The 26,987-nt window shown below is 62.7% G+C and carries 25 protein-coding genes and 3 tRNA genes; 7 read left to right on the forward strand and 21 right to left on the reverse strand.

All coding sequences use genetic code 11. From position 1 onward, the window contains the following. Positions 1–476: 476 nt before the first annotated feature. Positions 477–2,300: an ABC transporter ATP-binding protein gene (locus ACZCWR_RS13895; RefSeq protein WP_487301319.1), complete on the forward strand. Its 1,824-nt coding sequence runs from the start codon at positions 477–479 to the stop codon at positions 2,298–2,300. 61 nt (positions 2,301–2,361) lie between these two features. Here the strand turns inward: ACZCWR_RS13895 and otsA are convergent, their stop codons facing one another. Both otsA and otsB read right to left on the reverse strand, forming a co-directional pair. Further along, a complete protein-coding gene (otsA, locus tag ACZCWR_RS13900; RefSeq protein WP_487301320.1) occupies positions 2,362–3,744 on the reverse strand; it encodes an alpha,alpha-trehalose-phosphate synthase (UDP-forming) in 1,383 nt (460 codons plus the stop codon). After that, a complete protein-coding gene (gene otsB, locus ACZCWR_RS13905) occupies positions 3,741–4,493 on the reverse strand; it encodes a trehalose-phosphatase (protein WP_487301321.1) in 753 nt (250 codons plus the stop codon). The genes otsA and otsB overlap by 4 nt, the downstream gene beginning before the upstream one ends. 248 nt (positions 4,494–4,741) lie before the next feature. Here otsB and ACZCWR_RS13910 point away from each other — a divergent pair, with 248 nt between their 5' ends. Continuing rightward, positions 4,742–5,347 (forward strand): SCO family protein, encoded by a 606-nt coding sequence (locus ACZCWR_RS13910; RefSeq protein WP_487301322.1) that lies wholly within the window; start codon positions 4,742–4,744, stop codon positions 5,345–5,347. After that, positions 5,344–6,216 (forward strand): cytochrome c oxidase assembly protein, encoded by an 873-nt coding sequence (locus ACZCWR_RS13915; RefSeq protein ID WP_487301323.1) that lies wholly within the window; start codon positions 5,344–5,346, stop codon positions 6,214–6,216. Before ACZCWR_RS13910 ends, ACZCWR_RS13915 begins: the two co-directional genes overlap by 4 nt. Here the strand turns inward: ACZCWR_RS13915 and ACZCWR_RS13920 are convergent. The 6 genes from ACZCWR_RS13920 to uvrC all read right to left on the reverse strand — a co-directional run bounded on the left by ACZCWR_RS13920 (position 6,211) and on the right by uvrC (position 10,114). Further along, a complete protein-coding gene (locus ACZCWR_RS13920; RefSeq protein ID WP_487301324.1) occupies positions 6,211–6,705 on the reverse strand; it encodes a GNAT family N-acetyltransferase in 495 nt (164 codons plus the stop codon). The two genes, ACZCWR_RS13915 and ACZCWR_RS13920, sit on opposite strands and share 6 nt — an antisense overlap. 108 nt (positions 6,706–6,813) lie before the next feature. After that, positions 6,814–6,887 (reverse strand) — tRNA-Cys (locus ACZCWR_RS13925). A gap of 82 nt (positions 6,888–6,969) precedes the next feature. Beyond that, a tRNA-Gly gene (locus tag ACZCWR_RS13930) sits at positions 6,970–7,045 on the reverse strand. 94 nt (positions 7,046–7,139) lie between these two features. Beyond that, positions 7,140–7,215 (reverse strand) — tRNA-Gly (locus tag ACZCWR_RS13935). Positions 7,216–7,386: 171 nt separating this feature from the next. Beyond that, positions 7,387–7,983, reverse strand: a complete 597-nt coding sequence (gene pgsA / locus ACZCWR_RS13940) for a CDP-diacylglycerol--glycerol-3-phosphate 3-phosphatidyltransferase (RefSeq protein ID WP_487301325.1) — start codon at positions 7,981–7,983, stop codon at positions 7,387–7,389. Positions 7,984–8,107: 124 nt separating this feature from the next. Continuing rightward, positions 8,108–10,114, reverse strand: a complete 2,007-nt coding sequence (uvrC, locus tag ACZCWR_RS13945; RefSeq protein WP_487301326.1) for an excinuclease ABC subunit UvrC — start codon at positions 10,112–10,114, stop codon at positions 8,108–8,110. A gap of 138 nt (positions 10,115–10,252) precedes the next feature. On the opposite strand from uvrC, the gene earP reads away from it, so the two are divergent. The 4 genes from earP to ACZCWR_RS13965 all read left to right on the forward strand — a co-directional run bounded on the left by earP (position 10,253) and on the right by ACZCWR_RS13965 (position 14,445). Next, on the forward strand, positions 10,253–11,422 hold the full coding sequence (gene earP, locus ACZCWR_RS13950; protein ID WP_487301327.1) for an elongation factor P maturation arginine rhamnosyltransferase EarP: 1,170 nt from the start codon (positions 10,253–10,255) through the stop codon (positions 11,420–11,422). A gap of 211 nt (positions 11,423–11,633) precedes the next feature. Continuing rightward, the gene (efp, locus tag ACZCWR_RS13955; RefSeq protein WP_487301328.1) at positions 11,634–12,191 is read left to right on the forward strand and encodes an elongation factor P; all 558 of its coding nucleotides are present in this window, start codon (positions 11,634–11,636) and stop codon (positions 12,189–12,191) included. Between the two features lie 310 nt (positions 12,192–12,501). Next, on the forward strand, positions 12,502–12,798 hold the full coding sequence (locus ACZCWR_RS13960) for a BON domain-containing protein (protein ID WP_487303328.1): 297 nt from the start codon (positions 12,502–12,504) through the stop codon (positions 12,796–12,798). Between the two features lie 258 nt (positions 12,799–13,056). Next, positions 13,057–14,445, forward strand: a complete 1,389-nt coding sequence (locus ACZCWR_RS13965; protein ID WP_487301329.1) for a sigma-54-dependent transcriptional regulator — start codon at positions 13,057–13,059, stop codon at positions 14,443–14,445. Between the two features lie 59 nt (positions 14,446–14,504). Here ACZCWR_RS13965 and nagZ read toward each other — a convergent pair whose 3' ends face one another. From nagZ to rpoE, 13 genes are all read right to left on the reverse strand, one after another. Continuing rightward, positions 14,505–15,533, reverse strand: coding sequence for a beta-N-acetylhexosaminidase (nagZ, locus tag ACZCWR_RS13970; RefSeq protein ID WP_487301330.1), 1,029 nt, complete (start codon positions 15,531–15,533; stop codon positions 14,505–14,507). A gap of 5 nt (positions 15,534–15,538) precedes the next feature. Then, positions 15,539–15,967 carry a holo-ACP synthase gene (gene acpS / locus ACZCWR_RS13975; protein ID WP_487301331.1) on the reverse strand — a complete coding sequence of 143 codons (429 nt, stop codon included), beginning with the start codon at positions 15,965–15,967 and terminating at the stop codon, positions 15,539–15,541. A gap of 10 nt (positions 15,968–15,977) precedes the next feature. After that, on the reverse strand, positions 15,978–16,748 hold the full coding sequence (gene pdxJ, locus ACZCWR_RS13980) for a pyridoxine 5'-phosphate synthase (protein ID WP_487301332.1): 771 nt from the start codon (positions 16,746–16,748) through the stop codon (positions 15,978–15,980). Then, positions 16,745–17,566 carry a DNA repair protein RecO gene (gene recO / locus ACZCWR_RS13985; protein WP_487301333.1) on the reverse strand — a complete coding sequence of 274 codons (822 nt, stop codon included), beginning with the start codon at positions 17,564–17,566 and terminating at the stop codon, positions 16,745–16,747. The genes pdxJ and recO overlap by 4 nt, the downstream gene beginning before the upstream one ends. A 25-nt stretch (positions 17,567–17,591) precedes the next feature. Further along, complete coding sequence (gene era / locus ACZCWR_RS13990) at positions 17,592–18,455, reverse strand: GTPase Era (RefSeq protein ID WP_487303329.1); 864 nt, start codon at positions 18,453–18,455, stop codon at positions 17,592–17,594. 108 nt (positions 18,456–18,563) lie between these two features. Next, positions 18,564–19,670, reverse strand: coding sequence for a ribonuclease III (gene rnc, locus ACZCWR_RS13995; protein ID WP_487301334.1), 1,107 nt, complete (start codon positions 19,668–19,670; stop codon positions 18,564–18,566). 164 nt (positions 19,671–19,834) lie between these two features. After that, positions 19,835–20,728 (reverse strand): signal peptidase I, encoded by an 894-nt coding sequence (gene lepB, locus ACZCWR_RS14000; RefSeq protein ID WP_487301335.1) that lies wholly within the window; start codon positions 20,726–20,728, stop codon positions 19,835–19,837. 96 nt (positions 20,729–20,824) lie between these two features. Next, entirely contained in the window at positions 20,825–22,615 is a 1,791-nt protein-coding gene (lepA, locus tag ACZCWR_RS14005; protein ID WP_487301336.1) for a translation elongation factor 4, read from the reverse strand. A 145-nt stretch (positions 22,616–22,760) separates the two neighbouring features. Continuing rightward, entirely contained in the window at positions 22,761–23,021 is a 261-nt protein-coding gene (locus ACZCWR_RS14010) for a glutaredoxin family protein (RefSeq protein WP_487301337.1), read from the reverse strand. Between the two features lie 7 nt (positions 23,022–23,028). Continuing rightward, positions 23,029–24,603, reverse strand: a complete 1,575-nt coding sequence (locus tag ACZCWR_RS14015; RefSeq protein WP_487301338.1) for a DegQ family serine endoprotease — start codon at positions 24,601–24,603, stop codon at positions 23,029–23,031. A 17-nt stretch (positions 24,604–24,620) separates the two neighbouring features. Beyond that, complete coding sequence (locus ACZCWR_RS14020) at positions 24,621–25,664, reverse strand: MucB/RseB C-terminal domain-containing protein (protein ID WP_487301339.1); 1,044 nt, start codon at positions 25,662–25,664, stop codon at positions 24,621–24,623. A 4-nt stretch (positions 25,665–25,668) separates the two neighbouring features. Continuing rightward, on the reverse strand, positions 25,669–26,298 hold the full coding sequence (locus ACZCWR_RS14025) for a sigma-E factor negative regulatory protein (RefSeq protein ID WP_487301340.1): 630 nt from the start codon (positions 26,296–26,298) through the stop codon (positions 25,669–25,671). An 84-nt stretch (positions 26,299–26,382) separates the two neighbouring features. Beyond that, a complete protein-coding gene (gene rpoE, locus ACZCWR_RS14030; protein WP_277184115.1) occupies positions 26,383–26,982 on the reverse strand; it encodes an RNA polymerase sigma factor RpoE in 600 nt (199 codons plus the stop codon). Positions 26,983–26,987 lie beyond the last annotated feature (5 nt).

The following is a 26,987-nucleotide window of genomic DNA, read 5'->3' on the forward strand; positions in this document are numbered from 1 at the left end:
CTTTGCACGTCAAAATTCACGGCAGCACGCGCTTCTGGCGCGCGACATGCTTTTGGTGTCCGGACCAAGCTTCGAACGTCGCGCTTCCAGCGATGCACGAGCCTGCAAAGATCAGCAATCACGCGCCATCGCTAAAAGCCGCGCAAAATGCTTACAATGCGCGCCCATGACCGAAACGGGATGCGCGACACTGTCAGGCACGCGGCAAGCGGTACGCGAACCCTGTGCGCAGCACGCTTTTGTCTGGCAACGTGTTCGAAAGGCGACAGTACGCCGAACATCGTTGTCCCGTGAGACGCTTGCCCTCTCCTTTACTGGCTACAATCCGGAGATGGAGACGGCGCCGCGCTGCCTCGTCCGTCAAGGGCGACGACACCGCGATCGGATGTTGGGTTCAGAGGAAGCCGCCATGCCAGTTGTTTGGACGGGCCCGAAGGCGCAACACACGCTCAACCGCTCTACGACGAAAAAGACCATTGGACCAACTCACCGTCTCCCAACGTAACGCGCACAACGAGAAACTATCGAGCTACGCGCATCGCCCGCTCGCGTTCCTGTTGCGTTACATCCGCCGGCATCCGGTGGCGCACGCTATCGTGCTTTGCAGTGTGTTCGCCGCCGTCGGCTGCGCGCTCGCCTCCCAATACGCCATCAAGCATCTGATCGATGTGCTCGGTCAGGGGCGCGGTCATCCCGGCCCGCTATGGGGCGCGTTCATGATCCTGGTCGGCCTGATCGCCGCCGACAACATGCTGTGGCGCGTCGGCGGCTGGGTGGGCGCGCACGTCTTCGTGCTCGTCACCGGCGATTTGCGCCGCGATCTGTTCTCGTATCTGAGCGGCCATTCGCCCACGTACTTCTCCGAGAAACAGCCTGGCATGCTCGCGAGCCGGATCACCGCGACATCGAACGCCATCTACACGTCAGAGAACGTGATGGCGTGGAACGTCCTGCCGCCGTGCATCGCGGTGCTGGGCGCAATCATCATGATCGTGGCGGTCAATCCGCTGATGGCCGCGGGCCTCATGTTCTGTTCGCTGGTGCTCGCGTTCATCCTGTACCGGCTCGCCAAGCGCGGTTCGGCGCGGCATCACAGCTTTGCATCGAAGGCGGCATCGGTCGATGGAGAGTTGGTCGATGTGATCGGCAACATGGCGCTGGTGCGCGCGTTCGGCATGACCTTCCGCGAGCAAAAACGCTTCGGCTCGACGGTCAAGGCCGAAATGGTCGCGCGTCAGCAAAGCCTGCTCTATCTGGAAAAGCTGCGCCTGCTGCACGCGGTCATCACCGCGATTCTCTCGGCCGGTTTGCTCGGCTGGGCGCTGTGGCTGTGGTCGAAGGGTCAGGCCACTTCCGGCGATATCGTGCTGGTCAGCTCGCTCGGCTTCACCATCCTGCACGGCACGCGCGATCTCGCCGTGGCGCTCGTCGATGTCACGCAACACGTCGCGCGACTCGCCGAAGCGGTGCAAACGCTGCTGGAGCCGCACGGCATGCCCGACCGTTCGGACGCCACCGAACTCGTGCCGGAAGGCGGACGCGTGGATTTCGAAGGCGTGACCTTCGCCTATCCGCGCCGCCGGCCGATTCTCGACAACTTCCATATTCATATCGAGCCGGGTCAGCGCGTCGGGCTGATCGGCAAGTCGGGCGCGGGGAAATCGACCGTGCTCGCGCTGCTGCAACGCTTCTACGAGACGCAGAAAGGCAGCATCAAGATCGACGGGCAGGATATCAACGCGATCACGCAGGACAGCCTGCGTCAGGCTATCGCGCTGGTGCCGCAGGATATCTCGCTGTTTCACCGCACGGTGTTCGAGAACATTGCGTATGGGCGCCCGGATGCGAGCCGCGAGGAAGTGCTTGCCGCCGCACGCGAAGCGCGCTGCACGGACTTTATCGAGGCGATGCCGGAAGGCTTCGACACCATCGTCGGCGATCGCGGCGTGAAGCTCTCGGGCGGTCAGCGGCAACGGATCGCGATTGCGCGCGCCATCTTGAAGAACGCGCCGATTCTGCTGCTCGACGAGGCCACGTCCGCGCTCGACAGTGCATCGGAAGAAGCCATTCAGCAAGCGCTCGACCGGCTGATGGTCGGCCGCACGGTGATCGCCATCGCGCACCGGTTGTCGACGCTGCAGAACTTCGACCGCATCATCGTGATGAGTTCGGGCAAGGTCATCGACGATGGCTCGCCGCAGGAATTGCGCGATCGTCCGGGCTTGTACCGGGAATTGCTGGCGAAGCAGCATGGCAAGTTGCCGTCGATCGTCGCGACGCCGCACAAGCAGCCTGCCTGACGCGTTTCTTGTTGCGCCGGAAGCAAAAAAGCCGCTGTTCCGAAAGGACAGCGGCTTTTTCTTAGTCCGCCTTCAGATCGCGCATGAAGTTGTCCCGCCAGACCGAGACGTTGTTCTTGCGCAGAAGCGCCATCATCTCTTCGTAACGGGATTTGCGTTCGTCGAGCGGCATGGAGAGCGCGGCGGCAAGCGCGTCCGCCATGCCGTCGATATCGAGCGGATTCACGATCAGCGCCGCCGTCAGTTCGCGCGCCGCGCCGGCGAATTGCGACAGCACGAGCACGCCGGGATCGTCGGGGTCCTGCGCCGACACGTATTCCTTCGCCACCAGATTCATGCCGTCGCGCAACGGCGTGACCAGCCCCACGTGCGCCTCGCGAAACAGCGCGGCCAGCACCGGCCGCTCGTATTGCCGATGGATATAGCGAATCGGCGTCCAGTCCAGCTCCGCGTAACGCCCGTTGATGCGCCCCGATTCCGCTTCCAGTTGCAGACGAATGTCGCGATACGCATCGACGTCCGTGCGCGTGGGTGGCGCGATCTGGAGAAAGGACACGTTGTTACGCTGCTTCGGATCGTGCTCGATGAGCCGTTCGAACGAACGAAAACGCTCGACCAGCCCCTTCGAATAATCCAGCCGATCGACGCTCATCACGAGCTTGCGCGCATGCAGCGTCGCCTTGACGATCTCGACGTCGCGCCCCTTCTCGCCGTCCTTCGCCAGCGACGCGATCTCATCCGGATACACGCCGATGGGATACGCCGCCGCCCGCAATTCACGGCCAAACGCGCGCACATGGGTAGGCTGAGCGGCATCGCGCGTGAACGTGCCGCCCGCTTCGGATTCGATGTAATCGCAGAACGCGCGCAAATCCGGCTCCGTCTGAAATCCGAGCAAGTCGAACGCGCACATCGCTTCGACGAGTTCGCGATGACGCGGCACGCTCAACAAAATCTGCGTCGCGGGAAACGGAATGTGCAGGAAGAAGCCGATGCGGTTCTTCACGCCCAGCGCGCGCAAGGCCTGCGCGAACGGAATCAGGTGATAGTCGTGCACCCAGATCACGTCCTTCGGCCGAAGCAGCGGCGCGAGTTGCGCGGCGAGCCAGCGATTCACGCGGCAATAGCCGTCGTATTCCTCGCGATCGAATTCGATCAGGTCCGGGCGATAGTGAAACGCGGGCCAAAGCGTCGCGTTGGAAAAGCCGCGGTAGTACTGATCGTAATCGCGCTTCGCCAAGCCGATGGTCGCGAACGTGACCGGCCCGTGCTCCTCCAGTCGAATCGCGGCGGGTTCGGCATCGAGCACGTCGCCGCTCCAGCCGAACCACACGCCGCCGGTTTCCCTGAGCGCGTCGTACACGCCGACCGCGAGACCGCCCGCCGCCGGGCCGCCTTCGGAAATCGGCGCGACCCGGTTCGACACGATGACGAGCCGGCTCACGCGTGCTTCCCCGCCGTTCCCGCGATCACCTGAAGCCAGTCGAGCAGCAGTTCCACCGATTCGATGCGCGCCCGCGCCACCGTGTCGCCCGGACCGACCTTCACCGACAGCCCGTTGAATTCGTTGACCACCGCGAAGCCTTTCTCGTCGGTGAGATCGTCGCCGATGAACACCGGCTTGCGGCCCGTGAACGGCGGCTCGCTCAGATACGCGCGCACCGCGCGGCCCTTGTCGACATCCTTCGGCTTGATTTCGTAGACCATCTTGCCGGGCTGGAGCACATAGGCATCGGCATATTCCTTGACGAGCCGTTCGGTGGCCGCGCGCGCGGCCGGTTCGCGCTCTGCCGCATTGCGATAGTGCAGCGCCAGCGCCGCGCCCTTGATTTCGAGCAGCATGCCGGGGTTCGCGCTCACGACCTTTTCCAGCGCGTGTTCCATGCGCAGAAGCCGTTCGTCGTTGAAGCCGATGCGCTGAACATCGCCGTTCGAATCGCGCCGTTCCGCGCCGTGCATGCCCGCGACGGGCAAGTCCGGCATCTGCAAGAACGAATCGATATTGTCGATGCCGCGTCCCGACACCACGGCGACCGCGCCGTTGGTGGCGCGTCTGAGCGCGGCGAGAATGTCCGGCACCGAGCGCGGCACGAAGATGCCGTCCGGCGTGGAAGCGAGTTCGACGAGCGTGCCGTCGAAGTCGAAGAAAAACGCGGTCTCGGCAAGAGACAGGGAATCGGGAAGAATTTGCATCGATCGTGGACCTGAAGTTTTGCCTGTGATGGCGCGCGGAGAACGCGACGCGCGATGGCGCGCATCTTACCGCCGCCGCCCTGCAGATTCGAAAGGTTTCCGCTTACGTCTCGGTCCGGCTGCCTTTCCACAAGCTTGACGCCGTGCGGCCAATTGTCTCAAAAATACGCCGCAAGGGAGATGATGCGCCTCATCGATCGTCAAAGGCGTGTATTTTGCGTTTGACGAATCCGCTTAAACTTTCTCCGATGCACGCTTTGTTCCTTCGATTCTTTGTTTCTCTGCTCGCGCTTGGCGCCCTCGCCGGCTGTTCGAAACTCGCTGAACCGTGGCATCTCACGGATGTTTCCGGGCATTTGCCGGACCTGGCTTTTTCTCTCACCGACGATGGCGGCGCGCCCGTCACCGCGCGCGATTACGCGGGCCGCACGACGCTCGTGTACTTCGGCTACACGCACTGTCCCGATGTCTGCCCCGAAACCATGGCGCGGCTCATGCAGGTACTTGCACGCGTGGGGCCGGACGCGGACCGCACGCGCATCGTGTTCATTTCCGTCGATCCCGCGCGCGATACGCCCGCGCTCCTGCGCTCGTACGTGCGCGCGTTCGACGACCGTCACGCGGTCGGCCTGACCGGCACGGATCGCGCAATCGAAGCGGTCGCGCAGCGCTATCGCGTCGCGTATCAGATGGAAAAGCGCGACCCGTCCGGCGCGTATGAAGTGACGCACAGTTCCGCCGTGTACATCTTCGATCGTGATGGCCACGCGCGCCTGCTCGCGACAGACCACGATTCCATCGATGCCATCGCCAGCGACCTCAAACGCGTGATCGACGCGAAGGAATCGTCATGATTGCGACGCTGCTTTACTGGCTCGATCCGTGGGAGCCGTCGCCAACGGTCATGATCTGCGTGCTCGTCGCGGCGATTCTGTTCGCGCGCGGCGCGCGGCATGCGCGGGTGTCGATCGCGCGGCGCATTTCGTTTTGGCTAGGCTTGAGCGCGCTGTACGTCGCGCTGCATACGCGGCTGGATTACTTCTTCGAGCACGAGTTCTTCATGCATCGGTTGCAGCATCTGGTGCTGCATCATCTCGGGCCGTTTTTGATCGCGTTGTCGTATCCGGGCGCGGCGTTGCGCGCGGGCGTTCCGTTCGCGTGGCGGCAACGCTGGCTGCGGCCTGCCGCGCAAAGCCGAATCGCGCGTTTATGTTCCGATGTCGTGTTCAATCCGGTCGTCGCCGTGACGCTGTTCGTCGGGCTCATCTATTTCTGGCTGCTCTCGCCCATCCACTTCAAGGCGATGCTCGACTGGCGGCTCTACCGCGCGATGAACTGGAGCATGACGATCGACGGCCTGCTGTTCTGGTGGCTCGTGCTCGATCCGCGTCCGGCACCGCCCGCGCGGCTCGCGCCGGGGCGGCGAATTCTCGTCGTGATCGCGGCGATTCCGCCGCAGATTCTGCTCGGCGCGTATATCTTCTTCACGCCGCACGAGTTGTATCCGATTTACTCGATCTGCGGCCGCGCCTTCACCTGGATCACGCCCATGCGCGACCAGCAAATCGGCGGCTTGCTGCTATGGATCCCCGGCTCGATGATGAGCGTGATCGGCGCGCTGATCGCCTTGCGCCACTGGATGCGTTTGTCGGCGCGCTCGCGCCTGCGCACGGAACGCGGCGCGCGCGGCAGGCAAGCGCCGGTCAAACCCGCGACATCATGAAGGAAAGCCGGGGCGGCGCATCCAGACATGCGGAATGCCGTCTTCATCGTGAATGCCGGACGAAGGCACGAAGCCGAACGCCCCATAAAACTTCTGTAGATGCGCCTGCGCGTGCAGGCTGACCGGCTCGTCCGGCCACTGCGCGAGGATGCGTTCGAGCGCGTATTCGAGCATGGCGTTGCCGAGCTTGAGGCCGCGAAACTTCGCGGTCGTCAGCACGCGGCCGATGCGCACGTCTTTCTCCTCGTCATCCGGAAAGCCCGGCAGCAATACGCGCAGATAGCCCGCAAGCGCGGGACGCGTGCCGCCCGCGCCATATGCGAGCAAGTGCCAGCCGTGCGGATCGAGCCCGTCGATATCGCCATATACGCAGTTCTGCTCGACGACAAACACCGCGCTGCGGGCGGCCAGCATGTCGTAGACCTCGGTGGTCGTGAGATCGTCGAAGCGCTTCCAGCGCCATTCGATGTCGGAGAGTGAGTCGGTCATGAAGATCGTGCCTGCCAGCAAAGAGAGGCAATTATGCCGCGCGACACCCCGCGCGCGGCGCAGCGGAAAAACAAAAAGCCCTGACTGAAGGGTCAGGGCTTTTTGTTTTGGAGGCGCGGACCGGAGTCGAACCGGTCTAAACGGCTTTGCAGGCCGCTGCATAACCGCTTTGCTACCGCGCCTTATACAGTGTTGTTGATACGTGGGCCGTTTTAAACGGCTTGCTGCACCAAACAAAAAGGGAAGCCTGGCTTCCCCTTTGACTGGAGCGGGAGACGAGTCTCGAACTCGCGACCTCAACCTTGGCAAGGTTGCGCTCTACCAACTGAGCTACTCCCGCATGATCCTGCTACTTCTTTTCGATGCCGCTTCGCCAGCGTCTTGCCGCTTGACACTCGCTAACACTCGCGCTGCTCACACCGAATTCTTGAAACTGGAGCGGGAGACGAGTCTCGAACTCGCGACCTCAACCTTGGCAAGGTTGCGCTCTACCAACTGAGCTACTCCCGCATTTTGCTGCTTTTCTCTGCTGCTTCGACGTTACCGCTACGCCAGTTTCGCCGTGCCGTACATCAGAGAAACGAGATTATGTAGAAGCCAAATGGACCTGTCAACTGTTTTTCGAGTGGATTCTTCTGGTTCGACGCAATCTTTTGCAATGACCGGCGCATTGCCGGTATTTCACAGCATGCCGCCGCGTTCGCGGATCTGCGGCCACGCGAGCTTCATGTAGTAGAGCATCGACCAGACGGTCAGCACGGCGGCGACATCGATGAGCCAGAGACCCCAGACGCGCGTGTCGATCACCCATTGCGTGCCGGTGATCTTGAGCGGCCCGTAGAACAGCAGCATGGGAATCGCGACCATCTGGCAAACGGTCTTGAACTTGCCGAGCTGATTCACCGCCACACTTTTCGATGCCCCGATCTGCGCCATCCATTCCCGCAGCGCGGAAATGGTGATCTCGCGCCCGACGATCACCAGCGCGATCACCGCGTTGAGCCGCGCGAACTGCACGAGCACGAGCAAGGCGGCGGTCACCATCAGCTTGTCGGCGACGGGATCGAGGAACGCGCCGAACGAGGAAGTCTGATTGAGCTTGCGCGCGAGGAAGCCGTCGAACCAATCGGTCAGCGCCGCCATCACGAAAACGATCATGCCGAGCAAATTCCGATGCTCGAGGCTCATCATCATGTCCGGCAAATAGAACACGCCCACGACGAGCGGAATCAGCACGATTCGCAGCCATGTCAGGAAGATCGGTAAGTTGAACGGCATGGGCGAGAGCGAGTGAGGGACATGTAAGGGAGCCGCCATTGTGCCGCGTCGGTCCGGCGCTCACAAGGAAACGGCCCACGTGGCGGACGGCCATCGCGGGCCGCCCGGCCAATACCAAAGCAATTCAATGCAACTGCCGGTAAATCTGCTGCGCCAGCGCCAGTGAGATGCCCTCGACGCTCGCCAGATCCTCGACGCTCGCCGCCTGCACGCCGCGCAGGCCGCCGAAGCGCGACAGCAGCCGCTGACGGCGTTTCGCGCCGACGCCTTCCAGTTCCTCCAGCCGCGAAGTCTGACGCGTCTTGGCCCGCTTCGCGCGCATGCCGGTGATGGCGAAGCGGTGCGCCTCGTCGCGAATCTGCGCGACCAGCATGAGCGCCGCGCTTTCCTTGCCGAGTTCGAGCGGCGCGCGGCCATCGGCGAAGATCAGCGTTTCCAGGCCGACCTTACGCCCCTCGCCTTTCGCGACGCCGACGAGCATGCCGTGATCCAGTCCCAGCTCGGAGAAGACCTGCCGCGCGATCTCGACCTGACCCTTGCCGCCGTCGATCAGCACGATATTCGGCAACAGCGCACCGGCAGCCGCGACCGGCTCGGCGGCGTCTTCGGGTTGCAGCGTCGCGGCTTCGTCGTTGGCGTTGGCGGCGGCCTGCGCGACCATCTTCTCGTAGCGGCGCGTGAGCACCTGACGCATGGCGGCGTAATCGTCGCCGGGCGTGATCCCGTTGATGTTGTAGCGACGGTACTCGCCCGACTGCATCTTGTGATGATGAAACACCACGCACGACGCCTGCGTCGCCTCGCCCATCGTGTGGCTGATGTCGAAGCACTCGATGCGCAATTGCGCGAGATCGTCCAAGTCCATGCTGAGCGTTTGGGCAAGCGAACGCGTGCGCGCCTGCTGCGAGCCTTGTTCGGACAACAGACGCGCGAGCGCGAGCTTCGCGTTTTGTTCGGCCATCGAGAGCCAGACGCGCTTTTGCCCCTGCGGCTGACGCAGCAGCGTGACCTTGTGCCCGGCCTGCTCGGTCAGCAAGTCGATCAGTTCGCGGCTCGCGGGCGCGTGACTCACGACCAGCACCGGCGGCACGCGATTGCCGATGTAATGCTGCGCCATGAAGGCTTCGAGCACTTCGGATTCGAACGCGCCTTCGCGGGGTTCGGCTTCTTCGGGCGCTTCTTCCGGCGCTTCTTCATCGACGGAAACGACTTCGGGAAGCTCGTCCTCGTCCACGAGCGCAATCGCGCTTTCCACATGCGCCGGAAAATACGCCTTGTCGCCCAGATGACGCCCGCCGCGCACCATCGCCAGATTCACGCACAGCTTGCCGCCCAGCGCGACGACCGCGAGGATATCGACATCGCTTTCGCCGCCCACTTCGATCGCCTGCTGATGCAGCACGGTCGACAGCGAACTCATCTGATTGCGCACGGCGGCGGCCTGCTCGAACTTGAGATCGGCGGCGAAGGCGTGCATCTTCTGCTCAAGCTCCTTCATGACTTCGCCCTGACGGCCGAGCAGAAAGCGCGACGCATTCGCCACATCGCGCGCGTAATCTTCCTCGTTGATGAGGCCGGTGCACGGCGCGGTGCATCGCCCGATCTGATGCAGCAGGCACGGCCGCGTGCGATTGTTGAAGACCGAATCCTCGCAGGTGCGCAACTGGAATACGCGCTGCAAGATCTGGATGCTCTCGCGCACCGCCCACGCGCTCGGGAACGGCCCGAAATACTGGTTCTTCTTGTCCACCGCGCCCCGGTAATAGGCCATGCGCGGGAACGTGTGCCCGGTGAGCTTGAGGAACGGATACGACTTGTCGTCGCGAAACAGGATGTTGTAACGCGGCGTCAGCGCCTTGATGAGATTGTTTTCGAGCAGCAGCGCTTCGGCTTCGGAGCGGGTGACCGTCGTCTCGATCTTGCGGATGCGCGTGACCATCATCGCGATGCGCGGCGAGTGCAGCGTCTTCGTGAAGTAGCTCGACACGCGCTTCTTCAGGTTGCGCGCCTTGCCGACGTAGAGCACGTTGCTCTCGCCGTCGTAATAGCGGTAGACGCCGGGCAGATTGGGCAATTGCGCGAGCGTCTTTTTCGGATCGAAATCGGGTTCGGAGGCGTCTGTTTTCGTCATGCTGCGAGGAACGGATGCATCGGGCGCGAGGTGCGTGGGCGGCCATCGGCCGCGCGTTGAGCCACACGGTCGGGCCGTGTCTTAGAATCGCCAGTTTAGATCATTCCGCCACGTACTCGGCGGCAACCGACGCGTGCCATGTCCACTCTCGCTGCTTGTGCCGAACCCGCATCCGACCTCGCCTGCGACCTCTTTTGCGCGGTCGTCGACAATTTCGGCGACATCGGCGTGTGCTGGCGGCTCGCGCGTCAGTTGCGCGCGGAGCATGGCTGGCGCGTGCGTTTGTTCGTCGACGACCTCAGGGTTTTTCACGCGCTTTGCCCCGCAGTCGATGCATCGCTTGCGCGTCAGAAAGCGGCGGGCGTGACCATCGAGCACTGGCACGCACCGGATCACGCGGGCGAGACGCTGGAAATCGCGGATGTCGTCATCGAAGCGTTCGCGTGTGAAATCCCGCATGCGTATATCGCCGCGATGGCGCGTCGCGAACGCAAGCCGGTGTGGATCAATCTCGAATATCTGAGCGGCGAGGACTGGGTCGCGGATTTTCATCTGCGGCCGTCGCCGCATCCGCGCTATGCGCTGGGAAAGAGCTTCTTCTTTCCGGGACTGGGCGCGGGCACGGGCGGCGTGATCCGCGAAGCCGATATCGACACGCGCCGTCAGCAGTTCGATGTAGATGTTTGGTGGCGCGAGCGCGTCGGCATCGAACGGCCTTCAGGCGATGCGACGATCGTCTCGCTGTTCGCGTATGAGAATCCGGCAGTCGGCGCGCTGCTCGAACAGTGGCGGGATGGCGCATCGCCGGTCGTGCTGCTCGTGCCCGAAGGACGCATCTCCGGCGCACTCGCGCGATTCTTCGGCATGCCTGCGTTCGCCGCGGGCGCATCGGCAAGCGTGGGCGCGTTGGAAGCGCATGCGCTCGGCTTCGTCGAGCAACCGCGTTTCGACGAGCTTCTCTGGGCCGCCGATGTCAACTTCGTGCGCGGCGAAGATTCGTTCGTTCGTGCGCAATGGGCGAAGAAGCCGTTCGTCTGGCATATCTATCCGCAAAGCGACGACGCGCATCTGCCGAAACTCGATGCCGCGCTCGACCACATCACGCACGCCCTTCCCGCGCCCGCCGGCGATGCGCTGCGCCGCTTCTGGCACGCGTGGAACGGCGCGGGCACGCCGGATTGGGCGGCGTTTCAGGCGCATCGCGCGGCGTTCGAGGCGCGCGCAAAAAGCTGGGCGAAGGAACTGGCGAGCATCGGCGATCTGGCTGGCAATCTCGTCGCGCATGTGCGCTCCCGCCTCGCGCGCTGATGATTGCCGGACCTGCACCAACTGGCCAAGCAGGCAAAAACTCAGTTAAAATAAGCGGTTATCCGAGGTATTACATGCGCCCAAGCGCGCCATTCCAATCCCTCGAAAATCAGCACAGCGTCGCAGCAAGAAGCACCGCGCCGCCGTCAGAATCAAAGATCCACCCGTTTTCCAGGCATTCAAGCCAAATCAATCGTACAGGACCAGTTTTATGAAGATCGCACAGGAACTCCGCGTCGGTAACGTCGTCATGATCGGCAACGACGCGATGGTCGTGCAACGCGCCGAATACAACAAGTCGGGCCGCAACTCCGCGGTCGTCAAGATGAAATTCAAGAACCTCTTGACCAACGCCGGCATGGAATCGGTCTACAAGGCCGACGACAAGTTCGATGTCGTCGTGCTCGACCGCAAGGAAGTCACCTACTCGTACTTCGCCGACCCGATGTACGTCTTCATGGACGCCGACTACAACCAGTTCGAAGTCGAAGCCGAGATGATGGGCGACGCGCTCCACTACCTCGAAGACGGCATGGCGTGCGAAGTCGTGTTCTACAACGAGAAGGCCATCTCGGTCGAATTGCCGACCACGCTGGTGCGCGAGATCGTCTACACGGAACCGGCCGTCAAGGGCGACACGTCCTCGGGCAAGGTGCTCAAGACCGCCAAGCTCAACACGGGCTTCGAATTGCAGGTGCCGCTCTTCTGCAACATCGGCGACAAGATCGAAATCGACACCCGCACCAACGAATACCGCAGCCGCGCCTAAGTCTTACATCGCAGTTGCATGAGGGCCGCGCGGTAAGCATTCCGTGCGTGTCCGTCTGAAGAAAAAGCGCCTCATCGCAGGCGCTTTTTTCTTTTGCATGAATTTTTTGACAAATTCAGGCAAACTTTACCGCTCAGTGATCGCTTAGAAATCCGTTGCTTCTGGAACGAGGCCGATGCGTAAGGGTCTGGCGCACAGCATCGGAAAATTCAACTCATTGGCACGGTTCCTGCTCGATCAGCGAAATGTGGATGACAGGATCGACATGCGAAATACGCCTTTCAACGTAAGCCGGATGTGGGTCGTGACAATGTTCGCCCTGACTGGCTTCGTCTCCATGACCGGTTGCACGTCGACACCGCCTGCGCAGGCGGCTCCAGCGACGCAACCGACCGACGACGCCTCGCTCGCCGCGCGCGTGAAGACGGCGCTGGCGTCCGACCCGGGCCTGCGTCCGCTGCCGGTGAGTGTCGCCACGTATCGCGGCGCCGTGCAGTTGTCCGGTTACGTCGACACGGATGCTCAACTGCAACAGGCCATCGCGGTGGCGCGCGGCGTGCCGGGCGTGCAATCCGTCAACAACGATCTGTACGTCAGGCCGAAGTGAGGATCGGCCCTCGAAACTGTATTCCGCATCGCCTTTTTTGACGCTTCACTTGCTTCCAACACTAACCAACAACCGATAGCAATAGCGCAGGACGAAGAACACACGCAGCGGCACTTCACGCGCCTCGTGCATCACTCAGGCGTCAGGCAGTCGAGGTCCGCCCACGAGCGCCCTAGCTCCATGCGTTCGCCAGGCACCAGTCAGGCGATGCATGCGGCGACGGCGGATTACAGTCCACTTTGATACGTTGTGTCTGCCATGCCACACGCACTGATTGTCGAAGACGATCCCAACAGCCTGTCCGGCCTTTCCGCGATCCTCACCGCCGACGGTTTCTCCGTCGATACGGCGACGACCCTCGCCGAGGCCCGCTCCGCGCTCACGCGCTTCATCCCCGATGTCGTGCTGATCGATCTGAACTTGCCCGACGGCAGCGGTCTCGACCTGCTGCCAAGCCTTCCCTCGCACGCGCCCGACGGCGCCCTGCCCGTGATCGTGATGACCGGCAACGCCACGGTCGAAAGCGCGATCGAGGGTTTGCGGCACGGCATATGGGACTACCTGCTCAAGCCGGTCAACATTCCGCGTTTGCGCAGCTTGCTCGCGCGGATTCCGCGACCTTACGAACTGACGGAGGAAGTGCAGTCGTTACGCTCGACGCTGCGCGATCTCGGCCACTTCGGCACCATGCTCGGCCGCAGCGCGGTGATGCAGCACGTCTACGATCTGATCGAGCACACCGCGCCGACCGAAGCCGCCGTGCTGATCTGCGGCGAGGCGGGCACGGGCAAGAAGATCGCGGCGCGCACCATCCACGAGTTGAGCCGTCGCCGCAAGGGGCCGTTCGTGACCTTCGATTGCTCCGCCGCGCGCGACAACACCACGCGCTCGATGGAAAGCATCCTGTTCGGACACGAACGCAACGCGTATGCGGGCGCGGAGAATCGCGAGCCGGGTCTGCTCGAACAGGCGGGCGGCGGCACGTTGTTCCTCGATCAGATCGATTCGCTGCCCGCGCCGCAACAGGAAGCGCTGCTGCGCGCCATCGATTCGCAGACCTTCATGCGCGTCGGTGGAAGCAACCGCATCATGACGGACTTCCGGCTGATCGCGGCTTCGCGCACGCCGGTTCGCGACGCGGTGGCGAGCGGCGCGTTGCGTGAGGACTTGTTCCAGCGCTTGTCGGCGTCGTCGATCATGTTGCCGCCGCTGCGAGATCGCGACGACGACATCGCGTTGATCGCCGAGGAATTCGTCGATGAACTGAATCGCGAGAATCACATCGCCGGGATCACGAGCGGCTCGCCCAAGCGCATCAGTCCGACGTTCCTGCGTGAATGCATCGGGAGCGAATGGCCGGGCAATGTGCGCGAACTGCGCGAACGCGTGCGGCGCGCGTATCACGCGTCGGGCGAAACCATCGAAACGTTGCGGGTGGATGAGCAAGGCGGCGTCGGCGGACGCGGCCTGAACGGCAGCAGCGTGCAGGTGACGGTCGGCACCGCGCTCGCCGATGTCGAGGACATGCTGATTCGCGCGACGCTAGAAGCCGTGGGCGGCACGCGGCATCGCGCGGCGACGCTGCTCGGCATCAGCCCGAAGACGCTCTACAACAAACTTCAGCGGATGAAGCTGGAATCGTCGTGATGCGTGGTTCGCATCGCTTCGAAAAAAACGCCGCGGTCTTGCAAACCGCGGCGTTTTTCTTAGCCTAAAGATTCCTTCACCAGCGCCCTTGCCGCCAGATAATCGGCGTTGCCTTGCAGCTTGCTCCAGCGCAGCGCCTTGCCACGCGGACGCATCTGCCGGATGCGCTGTTCAGATGCCTTCGATGGCTTGAAGCGCAACTGTTCCAGCACACGGCCCGCCTCTTCCGGCTGGTTGCACACCAGCACCATGTCGCAGCCCGCATGTAACGCAGCCGTGGCCGCTTCGGTGAGCGTGCCGCCCGCGCGCGCGGCTTCCATCGAAAGATCGTCGCTGAAAATCGCGCCGTTGAAGCCGAGCCGGCCACGCAAAATATCCTGCAGCCAGATGCGCGAGAAGCCCGCCGGTTTGTCATCGACACGCGTGTAGATGACGTGCGCCGGAATGACGGACGCGAGCGACATGCCGAGCCAGTCGTACGGGCGCACATCCGCGTTGAGGATTTCGTCGAGCGGACGATCGTCGGTCGGCAGCGCGACGTGCGAATCCGCGCTGGCGAAACCGTGCCCCGGAAAGTGCTTGCCGCAGTTCGCCATGCCCGCCAGCGCAAGACCGTGATTCAGACTCTTGGCAAGCATCGTGACGACGCGCGGATCGCTGTGCAACGCGCGGTCGCCGATCACCTTCGATTGCCCGTAGTTCAGATCGAGCACCGGCGTGAAACTCATGTCGATGCCGCACGCGCGCAACTCAGCCGCGAGCACGTAACCGAACGCGGTCGCCGCCTTGGTGGCCGCGAGCACGTCACGGTCCCACAGCGCGCCGAGCGTGCCGGGCGCGGGCAGAACCGTGAAGCCATCGGTGCGAAAGCGCTGCACGCGCCCGCCTTCGTGATCGACCGCGATCAGGATATCGTCGCGCACGGCGCGGATTGCATCGGTGAGCGCGACGAGTTGCGCGCGGTCCTGAAAATGCCGCGCGAACAGGATGATGCCGCCCGTCATCGGATGGACGAGGCGATCGATATCCGCATCGCTCAGCGTGGTGCCAGCCACATCGAACATGACGGGGCCGGGAGTGCGTTTCATCGGATTCAATTGGCTTTGCTTTCTTGATGAGTGGAAGAGTCGGGCACTTCGGCGATCACGAAGGACACCGCGTAATCGCGTTCGTCCGTCACCGTCACCTTCGCGGTGATGTGGCGCGCGTCGAGCCATTGCGCGAGTTCGCCGGACGCGACGCACATGGGCTTGCCGCTCGGCTCGTTGAGCGTTTGCAGCGCGCGCCAGGTCATCGGCCAGCGCATGCCGAGGCCAATCGCCTTGGAAAACGCTTCCTTGGCCGAAAAGCGCGTGGCGAGAAACGCGAGGCCGCGCACTTCCGAGCGTGCCTTGCGTGCGTGATAGACGCGCAATTCGTCCGGCCCGAGCACCTTCTCGGCGAAGCGCCCTTTCGTGCGCTCCATGACCGCCGCCACGCGGCTCACCTGCACGAGGTCCGTGCCGATTCCGTAGATCGCCATGACGCGCGCCTTATGCGTTGAGCGACGCGAGCCGCGACGCGACCATGATCGCCTTCATCTCGCGCACGGCGTTGTCCCATCCGGCGAAGATCGAATGCGCGACGATCGCATGCCCGATATTCAGCTCGACGATGCCCGGCAACGCGGCGATTGCCTGCACGTTGGTGTAATGCAGTCCGTGGCCCGCGTTGACCTTCAGGCCCAGCGAATTGCCGAGATCGACGCTTTTCGCCACGCGTTCGAACTCGCGCTTTTGCTCGGGTTCCTCGTGCGCTTCGGCGTAGCGTCCCGTGTGGAGTTCGATCACCGGCGCGCCTGCTTCCTGCGCGGCGCGAATCTGCGTTTCGTCCGGATCGATGAACAGCGACACGCGTGCGCCCGCATCCGCGAGTTGCTTGCAGGCGGCTTTGACCGCTTCGAACTGGCCGGCGACATCGAGACCGCCTTCGGTCGTCAGTTCTGCGCGTTTTTCGGGCACGAGGCAAACGTCGTGCGGACGGATTTCGCACGCGATATCGAGCATCTCGCGGGTCACCGCGCATTCCAGATTCATGCGTGTTTTCAGCAGCGGACGCAGCGTGCGCACATCCGCATCGACGATATGGCGGCGATCCTCGCGCAAGTGCAATGTGATGGCGTCCGCGCCCGCTTCTTCAGCGGCGAGCGCCGCGCGGATCGGATCGGGATAGGACGTGCCGCGCGCATTGCGCAAAGTCGCGACATGATCGATGTTCACGCCGAGATCGATCACGTTCGCGGCCGAAGTGAGAAAGAAGCTCATAGGTTTTGCAGGTCGATCAGGATTTGACGGGTAGCGAGCGGCGCACCGCCCAGATGATGGTTGAGCAGAAAGCGCATGAGGGTTTTGCTTTGCGCGGCGGTTTGCGGAAGCGAATAGTCGTCGCGTTCCATGTCGATGAGCGTTTGCCCGGCGATCACCGGCCACTGCGGCGGGAACTCGTCCGATGCCTCGCGCACGCCGCGATCGGGATCGAACACGTAGCGGCCTTGCGGCGTTACCGGCTGGCGCGTGACGGTGTTCGTGAGGTTCATCGCGTAGCCGGTTTCGCGCAGGAGCACGGTTTCGAACGAGCGCAATACTTGAACGGCGGGTTCGTCGTGCGCGAGACGCGAGAGCGTCAGCACGTAATGATTGAACAACGCGGGATGCGCATCTTCGCGCGCGCAGAACTTAACGAGCAGTTCGTTGACGTAAAAGCCGCACAGAAGCGCATCGCCCGCGAGCGGCAGCATGCCGCCGACCCATTCGGCCTTCGTCAACGTGCGGAGTTCGCCCTTTCCAGTCCATGAAAGACCGAGCGGCTGAAACGTCTGCAACACGCCGCGCAACGCCGAATGCGGACGCTTCGCGCCCTTCGCGACCAACGCGATGCGCCCATGATCGCGCGACAGCACATCGATGATGAGGCTCGTCTCGCGATACGGATAACTATGCAGCACAAAACCCGGCTGTTCGTTGATGCGCAAATCCGAACGCGGCGCGGCACGCCGACGCTTCGGCGCGGCGGGTTCGCTCGCGTCCTCGAAGTCGTCATCGGCGGGCGCATTCATCCGCGCGTCGTCAGGGCCGTCGTCCATGCGCGTTGTCCGGGCATCACGTGCGTTATTCGTAACCGTATGCGCGCAGGCCCGCTTCGTTGTCGGCCCAGCCGCTCTTTACCTTGACGAAGGTTTCCAGATACACCGGGCCATCGAACAACTTTTCCATGTCGATGCGCGCTTCCGTGCTGATCTGCTTCAGCTTCGCGCCCTTCTGGCCAATGATCATCGCCTTGTGGCCGTCGCGATCCACGAGAATGGTCGCGAACACGCGCCGCAGCCGACCTTCCGTTTCGAACTTGTCGATCAGCACGGTGCTCGTGTACGGCAACTCGTCGCCGGTCCAGCGGAACACTTTCTCGCGCAGGATTTCCGCCGCGAGAAAACGTTCGCTGCGGTCGGTGAGATCGTCCTCGCCGTAGATCGGCTCGCCTTCCGGCAGATACTTCTTGATGACCGCGAGCAGACGCTTGATGTCGTCGGGATGCGTCGCCGCCATCGGCACGATCTCGCGGAAGTCGCGCAGCGCGGACATCTGCTGCATGAACGGAAAGAGCTTCTCTTTGTCGTTCACGCGGTCGAGTTTGTTGGCGATGAGCAGCGTCGGCGTGCCAGCGGGAATGAGGTCGAGCACGCGTTGGTCGTCCGGGCCGAAGCGGCCGGCTTCGATCACGAAGAGAATGGCATCGACCGAAGTCAGCGTGGACGTGACCGCGCGATTCAGCGAGCGGTTGAGCGCACCGCTGTGGCGCGTCTGGAAACCGGGCGTATCGACGAAGATGAACTGCGCGTCGTCCACCGTGTTGATGCCGGTGATGCGATGCCGCGTCGTCTGCGCCTTGCGCGACGTGATGCTGACCTTCTGGCCGACGAGCGCGTTCATGAGCGTCGATTTACCGACGTTCGGGCGGCCGACGATCGCGACCATGCCGCAGCGAAAACCGGAGGAAGTGGGAGCGTTTGTCATGATGATGTGCAGCAGGATTCGGGTGAGCGCGGCCTGAGTCGCGATAAGCGATGCGCGAATGCGGCGGCGTCAGTGGCCGGCATCGGCGGCGCGCGCGACGCGGCTCGCAGGTGCTTCCACGGTGGCGCTGCCGCGGCCTTCGGTGTTCGGTCTTTCGGATGCGTTGTCCGCTGCCGGGGCGTCGTTCTTTGCAGGTTTTTCTGCTTTTTCCGGACGGTGAAGAACCTGACGATCGGCTTTTTCTGCCTTCTCTGCCGCCGCATACGCCGCAGCGGAAGGTTCCACATGCGTGGCACGGATCACGGCAAGCGGGGCGCGCTCATCGCTTCCGGACGACGCATGCGCCGCGTGATGATGCTTCTCCCGCTCGCGTTCACGTTCGCGCCGGTCCGGCGAACGCAGATCGAGCGCGCCTTGCACGCCCGTCACGCCCGGCACGACTTCCAGCTCGTTGAGCTTCGCCGCGCGCGCGCCACGACGCTTGGGCTTGACGCCGAGCGTAGGCGCGGCGGCCGCGACTTCATCGAGTGCCTTCTTCGCCGCCGCTTGTTCCGCCGCACGACGGCTGGCGCCGGAGCCGGACACTTTCACGTCGAGCTTGGGCACCGTGCATTCGACTTCGAACTGCTGGTTATGCGCCGCGCCGTGCGTGGCGACGACGGTATAAGTCGGCAGCGCGATCTTGTGGCCTTGCAGATATTCCTGAAGCAGCGTCTTGGCGTCCTTGCCGATGGTGCGCGGATCGATGTGATCGAGCACCGGCGTATAGAGCCGCTTGATGACGGTATGAGCGGCGTCGAATCCGCCGTCGAGGAAGATCGCGCCGAAAATGGCTTCGAGCGTGTCCGCCAGAATGGAAGGACGGCGAAAGCCGCCGCTGCGCAGTTCGCCTTCGCCGAGCCGGAGTTCTTCCGACACATTCAGCGCCTGCGCGATTTCATATAACGATTGCTGCTTGACCAGATTCGCCCGCACGCGAGACAGGTCGCCTTCGTCGAGTTTGCCGAATCGCTGGAACAAAAGCGCAGCCACCACGCAATTTAGAACGGAATCGCCCAGAAATTCGAGCCGTTCGTTGTGCGTGGCGCTGTGACTGCGATGGGTCATCGCCTGGCGCAGTAATTCCGCATTGCGAAATTCGTACCGCAGCCGGCTTTCCAACGGAGAAGATGGCATTTAGACAGTATAACGCGGGCGCCTGAGGCGACGATTTCGCCAGGCCAGACCGGAAACCGCGTGGCGAGACGGTGTTAGCCGCGCTTCTTCACGCCGTTTCGAAGCAAGTTGGATGGTGCAGAACGCCGGCTTCGCATGCAGAACGGAAACCGGCGTCACGGCGTTCAGTGGAACGCGCCGATGCGCTTCAGATTGGCGAAGTTCATCCAGATGAAGAACGCACGACCGACGATGTTCTTGTCCGGCACGAAGCCCCAGTAACGGCTGTCGGCGCTGTTGTCGCGGTTATCGCCCATCATGAAGTAATTGCCCGGCGGCACTTTGCACGTCACGCCTTGCGCGTTGTAGTTGCAGTTGTCGCGGAACGGGAAGTCTTCCACGCCCATGACGTAAGGCGGCACTTGCGGATTGTTCAGGATGGCGTTCTTGCGGCCGTCGAGATCCTCTTCGAACTGCTTCGCGTAGCCCACGCGTTCTTCGTCGAAGTAATCGGGCAAGGGCATTTCGGGAACCGGCTTGCCGTTGATCGTCAGCTTCTTGTCCGCGTACGTCACAGTGTCGCCCGGCAGGCCGATCACGCGCTTGATGTAGTCCACCGACTCATCCTTGGGATAGCGGAACACCACGACATCGCCGCGTTCGAGCGGACGGCCTTCCGTCATCTTCGTGTTGGTGATCGGCATGCGCAGACCGTAGTCGTACTTGTTCACGAGGATGAAGTCGCCCACGAGCAAGGTCGGCACCATCGAACCCGACGGAATCTTGAACGGCTCCACGATGAACGAGCGCACCACGAACACCGCGAGAATCACGGGGAAAAAGCTCGCCGTGTATTCGAGCCACCACGGCTGACGCAGCTTTTCGTCGCGCAGACGCGCGCGGGTCTGGTCGGCGTTTTCATCGGCGAAGCGCTCGCCCACGCGTTCCTGCTGACGGTCGAACTCGGCGACGGCGGCATCGGCCGCGCGGCGGCGGCCCGGCACGAACACGAGTTTGTCGAGCACCCAGGCAATACCCGTCAGCACGACGAGGATCAAAAGAATAAGTGCGAAATTCATCAATCGCTTCCGGTTGTTATCGTTTTTCGCCCGAAGGCGAGACGGGCTGCGCGAACGTGCGCGAGATCGATTCGAGTTGCGATACCGACATCGTCATCAATCGTCCACGCGAAGGATCGCAAGGAAGGCTTCCTGCGGAATCTCGACCGAACCGACCTGCTTCATGCGTTTCTTGCCGGCCTTCTGCTTTTCGAGCAGCTTCTTCTTGCGCGAGATGTCGCCGCCGTAGCACTTGGCCAGCACGTTCTTGCGCAGCGCCTTGATGTTCTCGCGCGCAATGATATTCGAGCCGATGGTCGCCTGAATGGCCACGTCGTACATCTGGCGCGGGATCAGTTCGCGCATCTTCGCCGCCACTTCGCGACCGCGATGCTGGCTCTGCGAACGGTGCACGATGACGGATAGCGCATCCACCTTGTCGCCGTTGATGAGCATGTCCACCTTGACGACATCCGCCGCGCGGTATTCCTTGAACTCGTAGTCCATCGACGCATATCCGCGCGACGTGGACTTCAGCCGGTCGAAGAAATCGAGCACGATCTCCGCCATCGGAATTTCATAGGTCAGTTGCACCTGACGGCCGTGGTACTGCATGTTGGTCTGCGAGCCGCGCTTGTTCGTGCACAGCGTGATGACCGAACCGACATACTCCTGCGGCATGTACAGGTTCACGGTGACGATCGGCTCGCGCACTTCCTCGATCTTCTGCGGCTCCGGCATCTTCGCCGGATTTTCCACCGAGATGGTCGTGCCGTCGCGCTGCTCGACTTCGTAAATCACCGTGGGCGCCGTGGTGATGAGGTCCATGTCGAACTCGCGTTCGAGCCGCTCCTGCACGATTTCCATGTGCAGCAAGCCGAGGAACCCGCAACGGAAACCGAAGCCCAGCGCCTGCGAGACTTCCGGTTCGTATTGCAACGAGGCATCGTTGAGCTTGAGTTTTTCGAGCGATTCGCGCAGCGCGTCGTACTGGTTCGCCTCGACCGGATAAAGCCCCGCGAAAACCTGCGGCTTCACTTCCTTGAAACCCGGCAGCGGTTCCGTGGCGGGACGCGTGGAGAGCGTGACCGTATCGCCCACTTTCGCCGCCGTCAGTTCCTTGATGCCCGCGATCACGAAGCCCACCTGCCCCGCCGACAACTGCGAGAGGTTGGTGGATTTCGGCGCGAACACGCCCAGATGCTCGACCGGATATTGCGCGCCGGTCGCCATCATCTTGATCTTGTCCTTCGGCTTGAGCGTGCCGTTGACGATACGCACCAGCATGACGACGCCGACGTAATTATCGAACCACGAATCGATGATGAGCGCCTGCAACGGCGCTTCCGTGTCGCCCTTGGGCGGCGGCACTTTCGCGATCAGCGATTCGAGCACGTCCGCCACGCCCAGACCCGTCTTGGCGCTGCAATGCACGGCATCGGTCGCGTCGATGCCGATCACGTCCTCGATTTCGGTAATCGCGTTTTCGGGGTTGGCGGCCGGCAGGTCGATCTTGTTGAGCACCGGCACGACTTCCACGCCGAGTTCGATGGCCGTGTAGCAGTTCGCGACCGTCTGCGCTTCCACGCCTTGCGAGGCATCGACGACGAGCAGCGCGCCTTCGCACGCGGACAGCGAACGGCTGACCTCGTAGGAGAAATCGACGTGACCCGGCGTGTCGATCAGGTTGAGGTTGTAGACCTTGCCGTCACGCGCCTTGTAAGAGAGTGCCGCCGTCTGCGCCTTGATGGTGATGCCGCGCTCGCGTTCCAGGTCCATCGAATCGAGCACCTGCGCTTCCATCTCGCGGTCGGACAAGCCGCCGCAGAGCTGGATGATGCGATCGGCCAGCGTGGATTTGCCGTGATCGATGTGCGCGATGATCGAAAAGTTACGAATATGATCCATTCAGTACCGATCGGGCGAAAAAGCGAAAAGGCGCGCCCTCACACATGCGGAGCACGCCTTGAAAATTGGGGGAAAACCTCAGCATTTTAGCTGAAATCGGCGTCGGCCCGGCGCTTTTCGCCTTTCGCCGATTGTAAGGAACGCGTCAACGTGGACGCGCCTGAAGCGCCGCTTCGACCGCGTGCGCATCCAGCCGGTAATGGCATAGTTCGATGCCGTCCAGCGTCAGCACGGGCACGAGTTCGTCGTAACGCGCGACGAGCGCCGGATCGGCATCGATATCGACGCTTTGGATGGCCACGCCGAAGCGCTGCGCGATGGGTTCGAGCGCCGCGCGCATCTCTTCGCAGAGATGACACCAGACGCGACCGTAGAGAATGAACGGGGCGTCCGGTGTTGACGTCATCGGCGTGTTACTTCTGCGTTGGCACGCGCGGACGCACCGGCACGAACTGCGTGTTGTCGCCGCGTCGCACGAGAATCGCGACCATCTTGCTGGCATCCAGCCCCGCCGCGACTTCCTCGAACTGCTTCGCGCCGGTGATGTCCGTGTCGCCGATGCGCATGACGATGTCGCCCTTCTGGAAGCCCGCGCGCGCGGCCGGCCCTTCGACGGCATCGACCTGAACGCCGCTCGTCAGCTTGAGCGCCTTCTTCTGGTCGGCGGGAATGTCGCTCACCGCAAGACCGAGCGAATTGCTCGCGCGTTCCTTCGGCTGCGGCGGCTTCTTCTGCTCGGTCTTCGCGACCTTGTCCGGCTGCATCTCGGCGATGGTGATCGGCAGATCGCGCGACGAACCCTTGCGCCAGACGGTGATCGACGTCTTCGTGCCCGGCTTGGTATCGCCAACCATGCGCGGCAGGTCGGTCGCCGTATCCACGCTCACGCCGTTGAATTTCGTGATGATGTCGCCCGGCTGAATGCCCGCCTTGTCGGCCGGACCGCCCGCTTCGACGCTCGACACGAGCGCGCCCTGCGCCTTGGGCAAGCCGAGCGAATCCGCGACATCCTTCGTCACTTCGCCGATCGCCACCGCGATGCGCCCGCGCGTGACCTTGCCCGTCGTCTTCAACTGATCCGCCACGCGGATGGCTTCATCGATCGGAATCGCGAACGAAATGCCCATGAAGCCGCCAGTACGGCTGTAAATCTGCGAATTAATGCCGATGACTTCGCCCGCCATGTTGATGAGCGGACCGCCCGAGTTACCGGGATTCACCGCCACATCCGTCTGGATGAACGGCAGATAGTCGCCGGTATCGCGCCCCTTCGCGCTGACGATGCCCGCCGTCACGGTATTGTCGAGCCCGAACGGCGAGCCGATGGCGAGCACCCATTCGCCCACGCGTACCTTGTTCGAATCCCCGATGGTGATGGCCGGCAGATTCGACGCGTTGATCTTCACGACGGCCACGTCCGTGCGTTCATCGACGCCGACCAGACGCGCCTTGAACTCGCGCTTGTCGGTGAGCGTGACGTAGATGGTGTCGGCATCGTCGACGACGTGCGCGTTGGTCATCACGTAGCCATCCGTCGAGAGGATGAAGCCCGAGCCCACGCCGCTGCTTTGTTCCGAGTTGTCCTGGCTGTCGTCGGGTGTGCGGCTGCCGCCCTTGCCCTGATCGCCCTTGCCTTGATCGCCGCTTCCGCCGCCGTTGTTGCCGCCGCCGTTATTTCCGCCACCGCCGCCTCCACCGCCGCGCGGCGGCGTGCCCGGCATCGGAATGCCGAAGAAGCGGCGGAAGAACTCGGACATATCGCCGTCATCGAGACCCGGCGGCAGGCCGCGCAAGTCGCTCGACGAACCGACGCGCGATGTCGTGCGAATGTTCACGACCGACGGCCCGACTTTGTCGACCAGCACCGTAAAGTCGGGCAGCGTCACCGTGGGCACTGCCGCTGTCGCCGTTCCCGCGCCCATGTAGAAAGGCAGGCACACGGCGAGTGCCGCAGCCGCGATGAACTTGCGCAGCGAGAAATTGCTCATGTCTTGGAGGCCGAGAATTACTTGGAAGGCTTGTATTCTATGGTAGAAGCAAATTGCTGCAACGTCGCTTGCGGCACTTCACCCAGCAAAGTAATCCAGAAATCGCCGCGTTTCTTCACCAGCACATGCGTGGCGCCGTTGCTGCCCGCGCCTTCCTTCTTCGAATTCTTCTCGACCGGTTCGACAAAAACCGAGATCGCGGCGATGCCATCCGAATACACCGCCTGATCTACCGGAATGTTCGGCTGGCCTTGCTGGCTCGACGCCATTGGCCGGCGCAGTTCGCGAATCAACCGGAAACCGGGAATATCGGGCGCCAGCTTCCAGCCCTGCGCCTGCATGTCCACCGTCTGCACGGGCGGGCGGACGATGGTCCATCCGGTCGTCGAGCGCATGTCCTTCGCAATGGACACCTTGTCCACGGGCTGACCGATGCGCACCTGCGAGAACGAAAGCTGTTCGAGCACGGTGCCGTCGGGGTCGAGCGTTTGCGCGCGCAGCAAAAGGCCGGTCTTGGCATCGGCCCAGAGCTTGTAGGCGAATCGATAGGAATCTTTCGGATCGAGTTCGAGCACTTGGCTGTCGACACCAGCCACGCGGTCATTGGGCAATAACTTCGGATCGTAGACCGTGAGAACCTGATCGCCGCTGTTCGACAAAAGCGCGGGAAACTGGTCCTTGCTCAGCCGATGCTCGATCACGAGCAGATGCCGCTCCGGCACGAACGTGTACATGTCGTCGTCGTGACGCAGCATGCGACGCGGCGCGCCATCGAGGCTCTCGAGCGCTTCGTATTCGCCGTCGTTGCGCGTGGCGGCATGCGCGATACGCGACGACTGAACCGTCGCGCCGCGCTGATAGACGAAGGTGCCCTCGTAGTTTTGCTGCTGGGCCGCATCGTGGATGCGATTGAGCAGCGCGGCGGCGGTCTTGCGCTGGGCGGCGGAATCCCCGCTTTGCGCGGATGCTTCGTGCGCCGCCGTCAGCAACGCGGCCGCACAAAGCATCAACGCCGGCAGCCGCCCCCACATTCTCGTTTTATTGAACCGCACACGCTGCATCAAATTATTGACCCTGCGACACCGCGGCCGCTCGGATCAGGGGCATGGACCCCGGCATCGACGGCTGCTGTGAGAATTGCTGATGCGCTTCCAGATACTGGTCGAGATCCGCATCGCGGATGATGTTCGCTTCCACTACCGGCAAGCGCGTGTTGGCTGTCGGAACCGGCGCCATGGCGACGCGCTGCACGGAGGCGTCGCTCACGCTTGCGACCTGCGCACCAGCGTGGCTATCGACACGTTGCAGTTGCGGCACGACGATCCAAGTCAGCGTGGCCGCAGCCGCCGCCACCGCGAAGGCCGGCACGAAACGCTTGCGGAACACGCCGCCGCGCGATTTGACCGCCAATGCAGCCGGCGCCAGAACGTGCGCTTCGGATTCCAGACGCGTCGAGAACGACGCCATGAACGCGCTGCTGCGCGCGGGGCTTACCGCGAGATCGTCCGAACGCAAGGCGTCGCCGATCAGGTGATATTCGGACCACGAATCGCGGTCCTGTTTTGTCATTTCCGCGAGGAACTGACCGAGATTGCCGAAATCTCCCGACGATTCCCCGTCGATGAACGCCGACAGGCGCTCGCCACGCGACATCGTTTGACCCTGCGCCTGCTTTTGCGTCGAAGCCGACCCCATGATGCTCCCCATCCTTAGACACTACGCCGAAGTGACACCACCTAACCCAGATATCGCGCCCTTGCCCCGTGCATTGTCGCTGCTTTACCAGCGTTTGCCTTCGGGAGTGTCCAACAACGGACGCAATTTTGCCGCAATGGCCTCGCGAGCACGAAAAATTCTGGATCTGACGGTGCCAATGGGGCAATCCATCATCTCGGCGATTTCCTCGTAGCTCAACCCTTCAATCTCCCGGAGCGTGATGGCGGTGCGCAGTTCTTCCGGCAGCAACGCCATCGCAGCGTTGACCGTCTCGGCAATCTGCTTGCTCATCAACATCGATTCGGGCGTGTTGATATCCCTTAGTTGGTCGGCATCGGAGAAAGTTTCCGCTTCTTCTGCATCTGCCTCGGTAGAAGTGGGGGCGCGACGGCCCTGAGTGGCAAGGTAGTTCTTTGCGGTGTTCACCGCAATCCGGTACAGCCATGTGTAGAAGGCGGATTCGCCTCGAAACTGCGGCAGCGCGCGGTAGGCCTTGATGAAGGCGTCCTGGGCGACGTCCTCGACCTCGGCGGGGTCGCGCACGAGGCGCGAGATCAGTCGAATGATCTTGCGGTGGTATTTGGCGACCAGCAGTTCGAACGCGGCTTTGTCACCTTTCTGCACACGCTCGACCAGCACTTGGTCGATTTCTTTTTCACTCACCTGGG

This window comes from Caballeronia sp. A2-2 (genome assembly GCF_057612605.2).

What these genes read in the sequence shown, in the direction of transcription:
- pdxJ (WP_487301332.1), bottom strand. Translation starts at nt 16,748, where the DNA reads ATGAGCTTCTTTCTCACTTCGGCCGCGAACGTGATCGATCTCGGCGTG.
- pgsA (WP_487301325.1), bottom strand. Translation starts at nt 7,983, where the DNA reads ATGCCGTTCAACTTACCGATCTTCCTGACATGGCTGCGAATCGTGCTG.
- nagZ (WP_487301330.1), bottom strand. Translation starts at nt 15,533, where the DNA reads ATGAAACGCACTCCCGGCCCCGTCATGTTCGATGTGGCTGGCACCACG.
- ACZCWR_RS13910 (WP_487301322.1), top strand. Translation starts at nt 4,742, where the DNA reads ATGCACGCTTTGTTCCTTCGATTCTTTGTTTCTCTGCTCGCGCTTGGC.
- lepA (WP_487301336.1), bottom strand. Translation starts at nt 22,615, where the DNA reads ATGGATCATATTCGTAACTTTTCGATCATCGCGCACATCGATCACGGC.
- ACZCWR_RS14015 (WP_487301338.1), bottom strand. Translation starts at nt 24,603, where the DNA reads ATGAGCAATTTCTCGCTGCGCAAGTTCATCGCGGCTGCGGCACTCGCC.
- ACZCWR_RS13960 (WP_487303328.1), top strand. Translation starts at nt 12,502, where the DNA reads ATGTTCGCCCTGACTGGCTTCGTCTCCATGACCGGTTGCACGTCGACA.
- ACZCWR_RS14025 (WP_487301340.1), bottom strand. Translation starts at nt 26,298, where the DNA reads ATGGGGTCGGCTTCGACGCAAAAGCAGGCGCAGGGTCAAACGATGTCG.
- ACZCWR_RS13965 (WP_487301329.1), top strand. Translation starts at nt 13,057, where the DNA reads ATGCCACACGCACTGATTGTCGAAGACGATCCCAACAGCCTGTCCGGC.
- otsB (WP_487301321.1), bottom strand. Translation starts at nt 4,493, where the DNA reads ATGCAAATTCTTCCCGATTCCCTGTCTCTTGCCGAGACCGCGTTTTTC.
- lepB (WP_487301335.1), bottom strand. Translation starts at nt 20,728, where the DNA reads ATGAATTTCGCACTTATTCTTTTGATCCTCGTCGTGCTGACGGGTATT.
- efp (WP_487301328.1), top strand. Translation starts at nt 11,634, where the DNA reads ATGAAGATCGCACAGGAACTCCGCGTCGGTAACGTCGTCATGATCGGC.
- ACZCWR_RS14010 (WP_487301337.1), bottom strand. Translation starts at nt 23,021, where the DNA reads ATGACGTCAACACCGGACGCCCCGTTCATTCTCTACGGTCGCGTCTGG.
- earP (WP_487301327.1), top strand. Translation starts at nt 10,253, where the DNA reads ATGTCCACTCTCGCTGCTTGTGCCGAACCCGCATCCGACCTCGCCTGC.
- uvrC (WP_487301326.1), bottom strand. Translation starts at nt 10,114, where the DNA reads ATGACGAAAACAGACGCCTCCGAACCCGATTTCGATCCGAAAAAGACG.
- recO (WP_487301333.1), bottom strand. Translation starts at nt 17,566, where the DNA reads ATGGACGACGGCCCTGACGACGCGCGGATGAATGCGCCCGCCGATGAC.
- rnc (WP_487301334.1), bottom strand. Translation starts at nt 19,670, where the DNA reads ATGCCATCTTCTCCGTTGGAAAGCCGGCTGCGGTACGAATTTCGCAAT.
- ACZCWR_RS14020 (WP_487301339.1), bottom strand. Translation starts at nt 25,664, where the DNA reads ATGCAGCGTGTGCGGTTCAATAAAACGAGAATGTGGGGGCGGCTGCCG.
- acpS (WP_487301331.1), bottom strand. Translation starts at nt 15,967, where the DNA reads ATGGCGATCTACGGAATCGGCACGGACCTCGTGCAGGTGAGCCGCGTG.
- ACZCWR_RS13920 (WP_487301324.1), bottom strand. Translation starts at nt 6,705, where the DNA reads ATGACCGACTCACTCTCCGACATCGAATGGCGCTGGAAGCGCTTCGAC.
- ACZCWR_RS13915 (WP_487301323.1), top strand. Translation starts at nt 5,344, where the DNA reads ATGATTGCGACGCTGCTTTACTGGCTCGATCCGTGGGAGCCGTCGCCA.
- era (WP_487303329.1), bottom strand. Translation starts at nt 18,455, where the DNA reads ATGGTCGCGATCGTCGGCCGCCCGAACGTCGGTAAATCGACGCTCATG.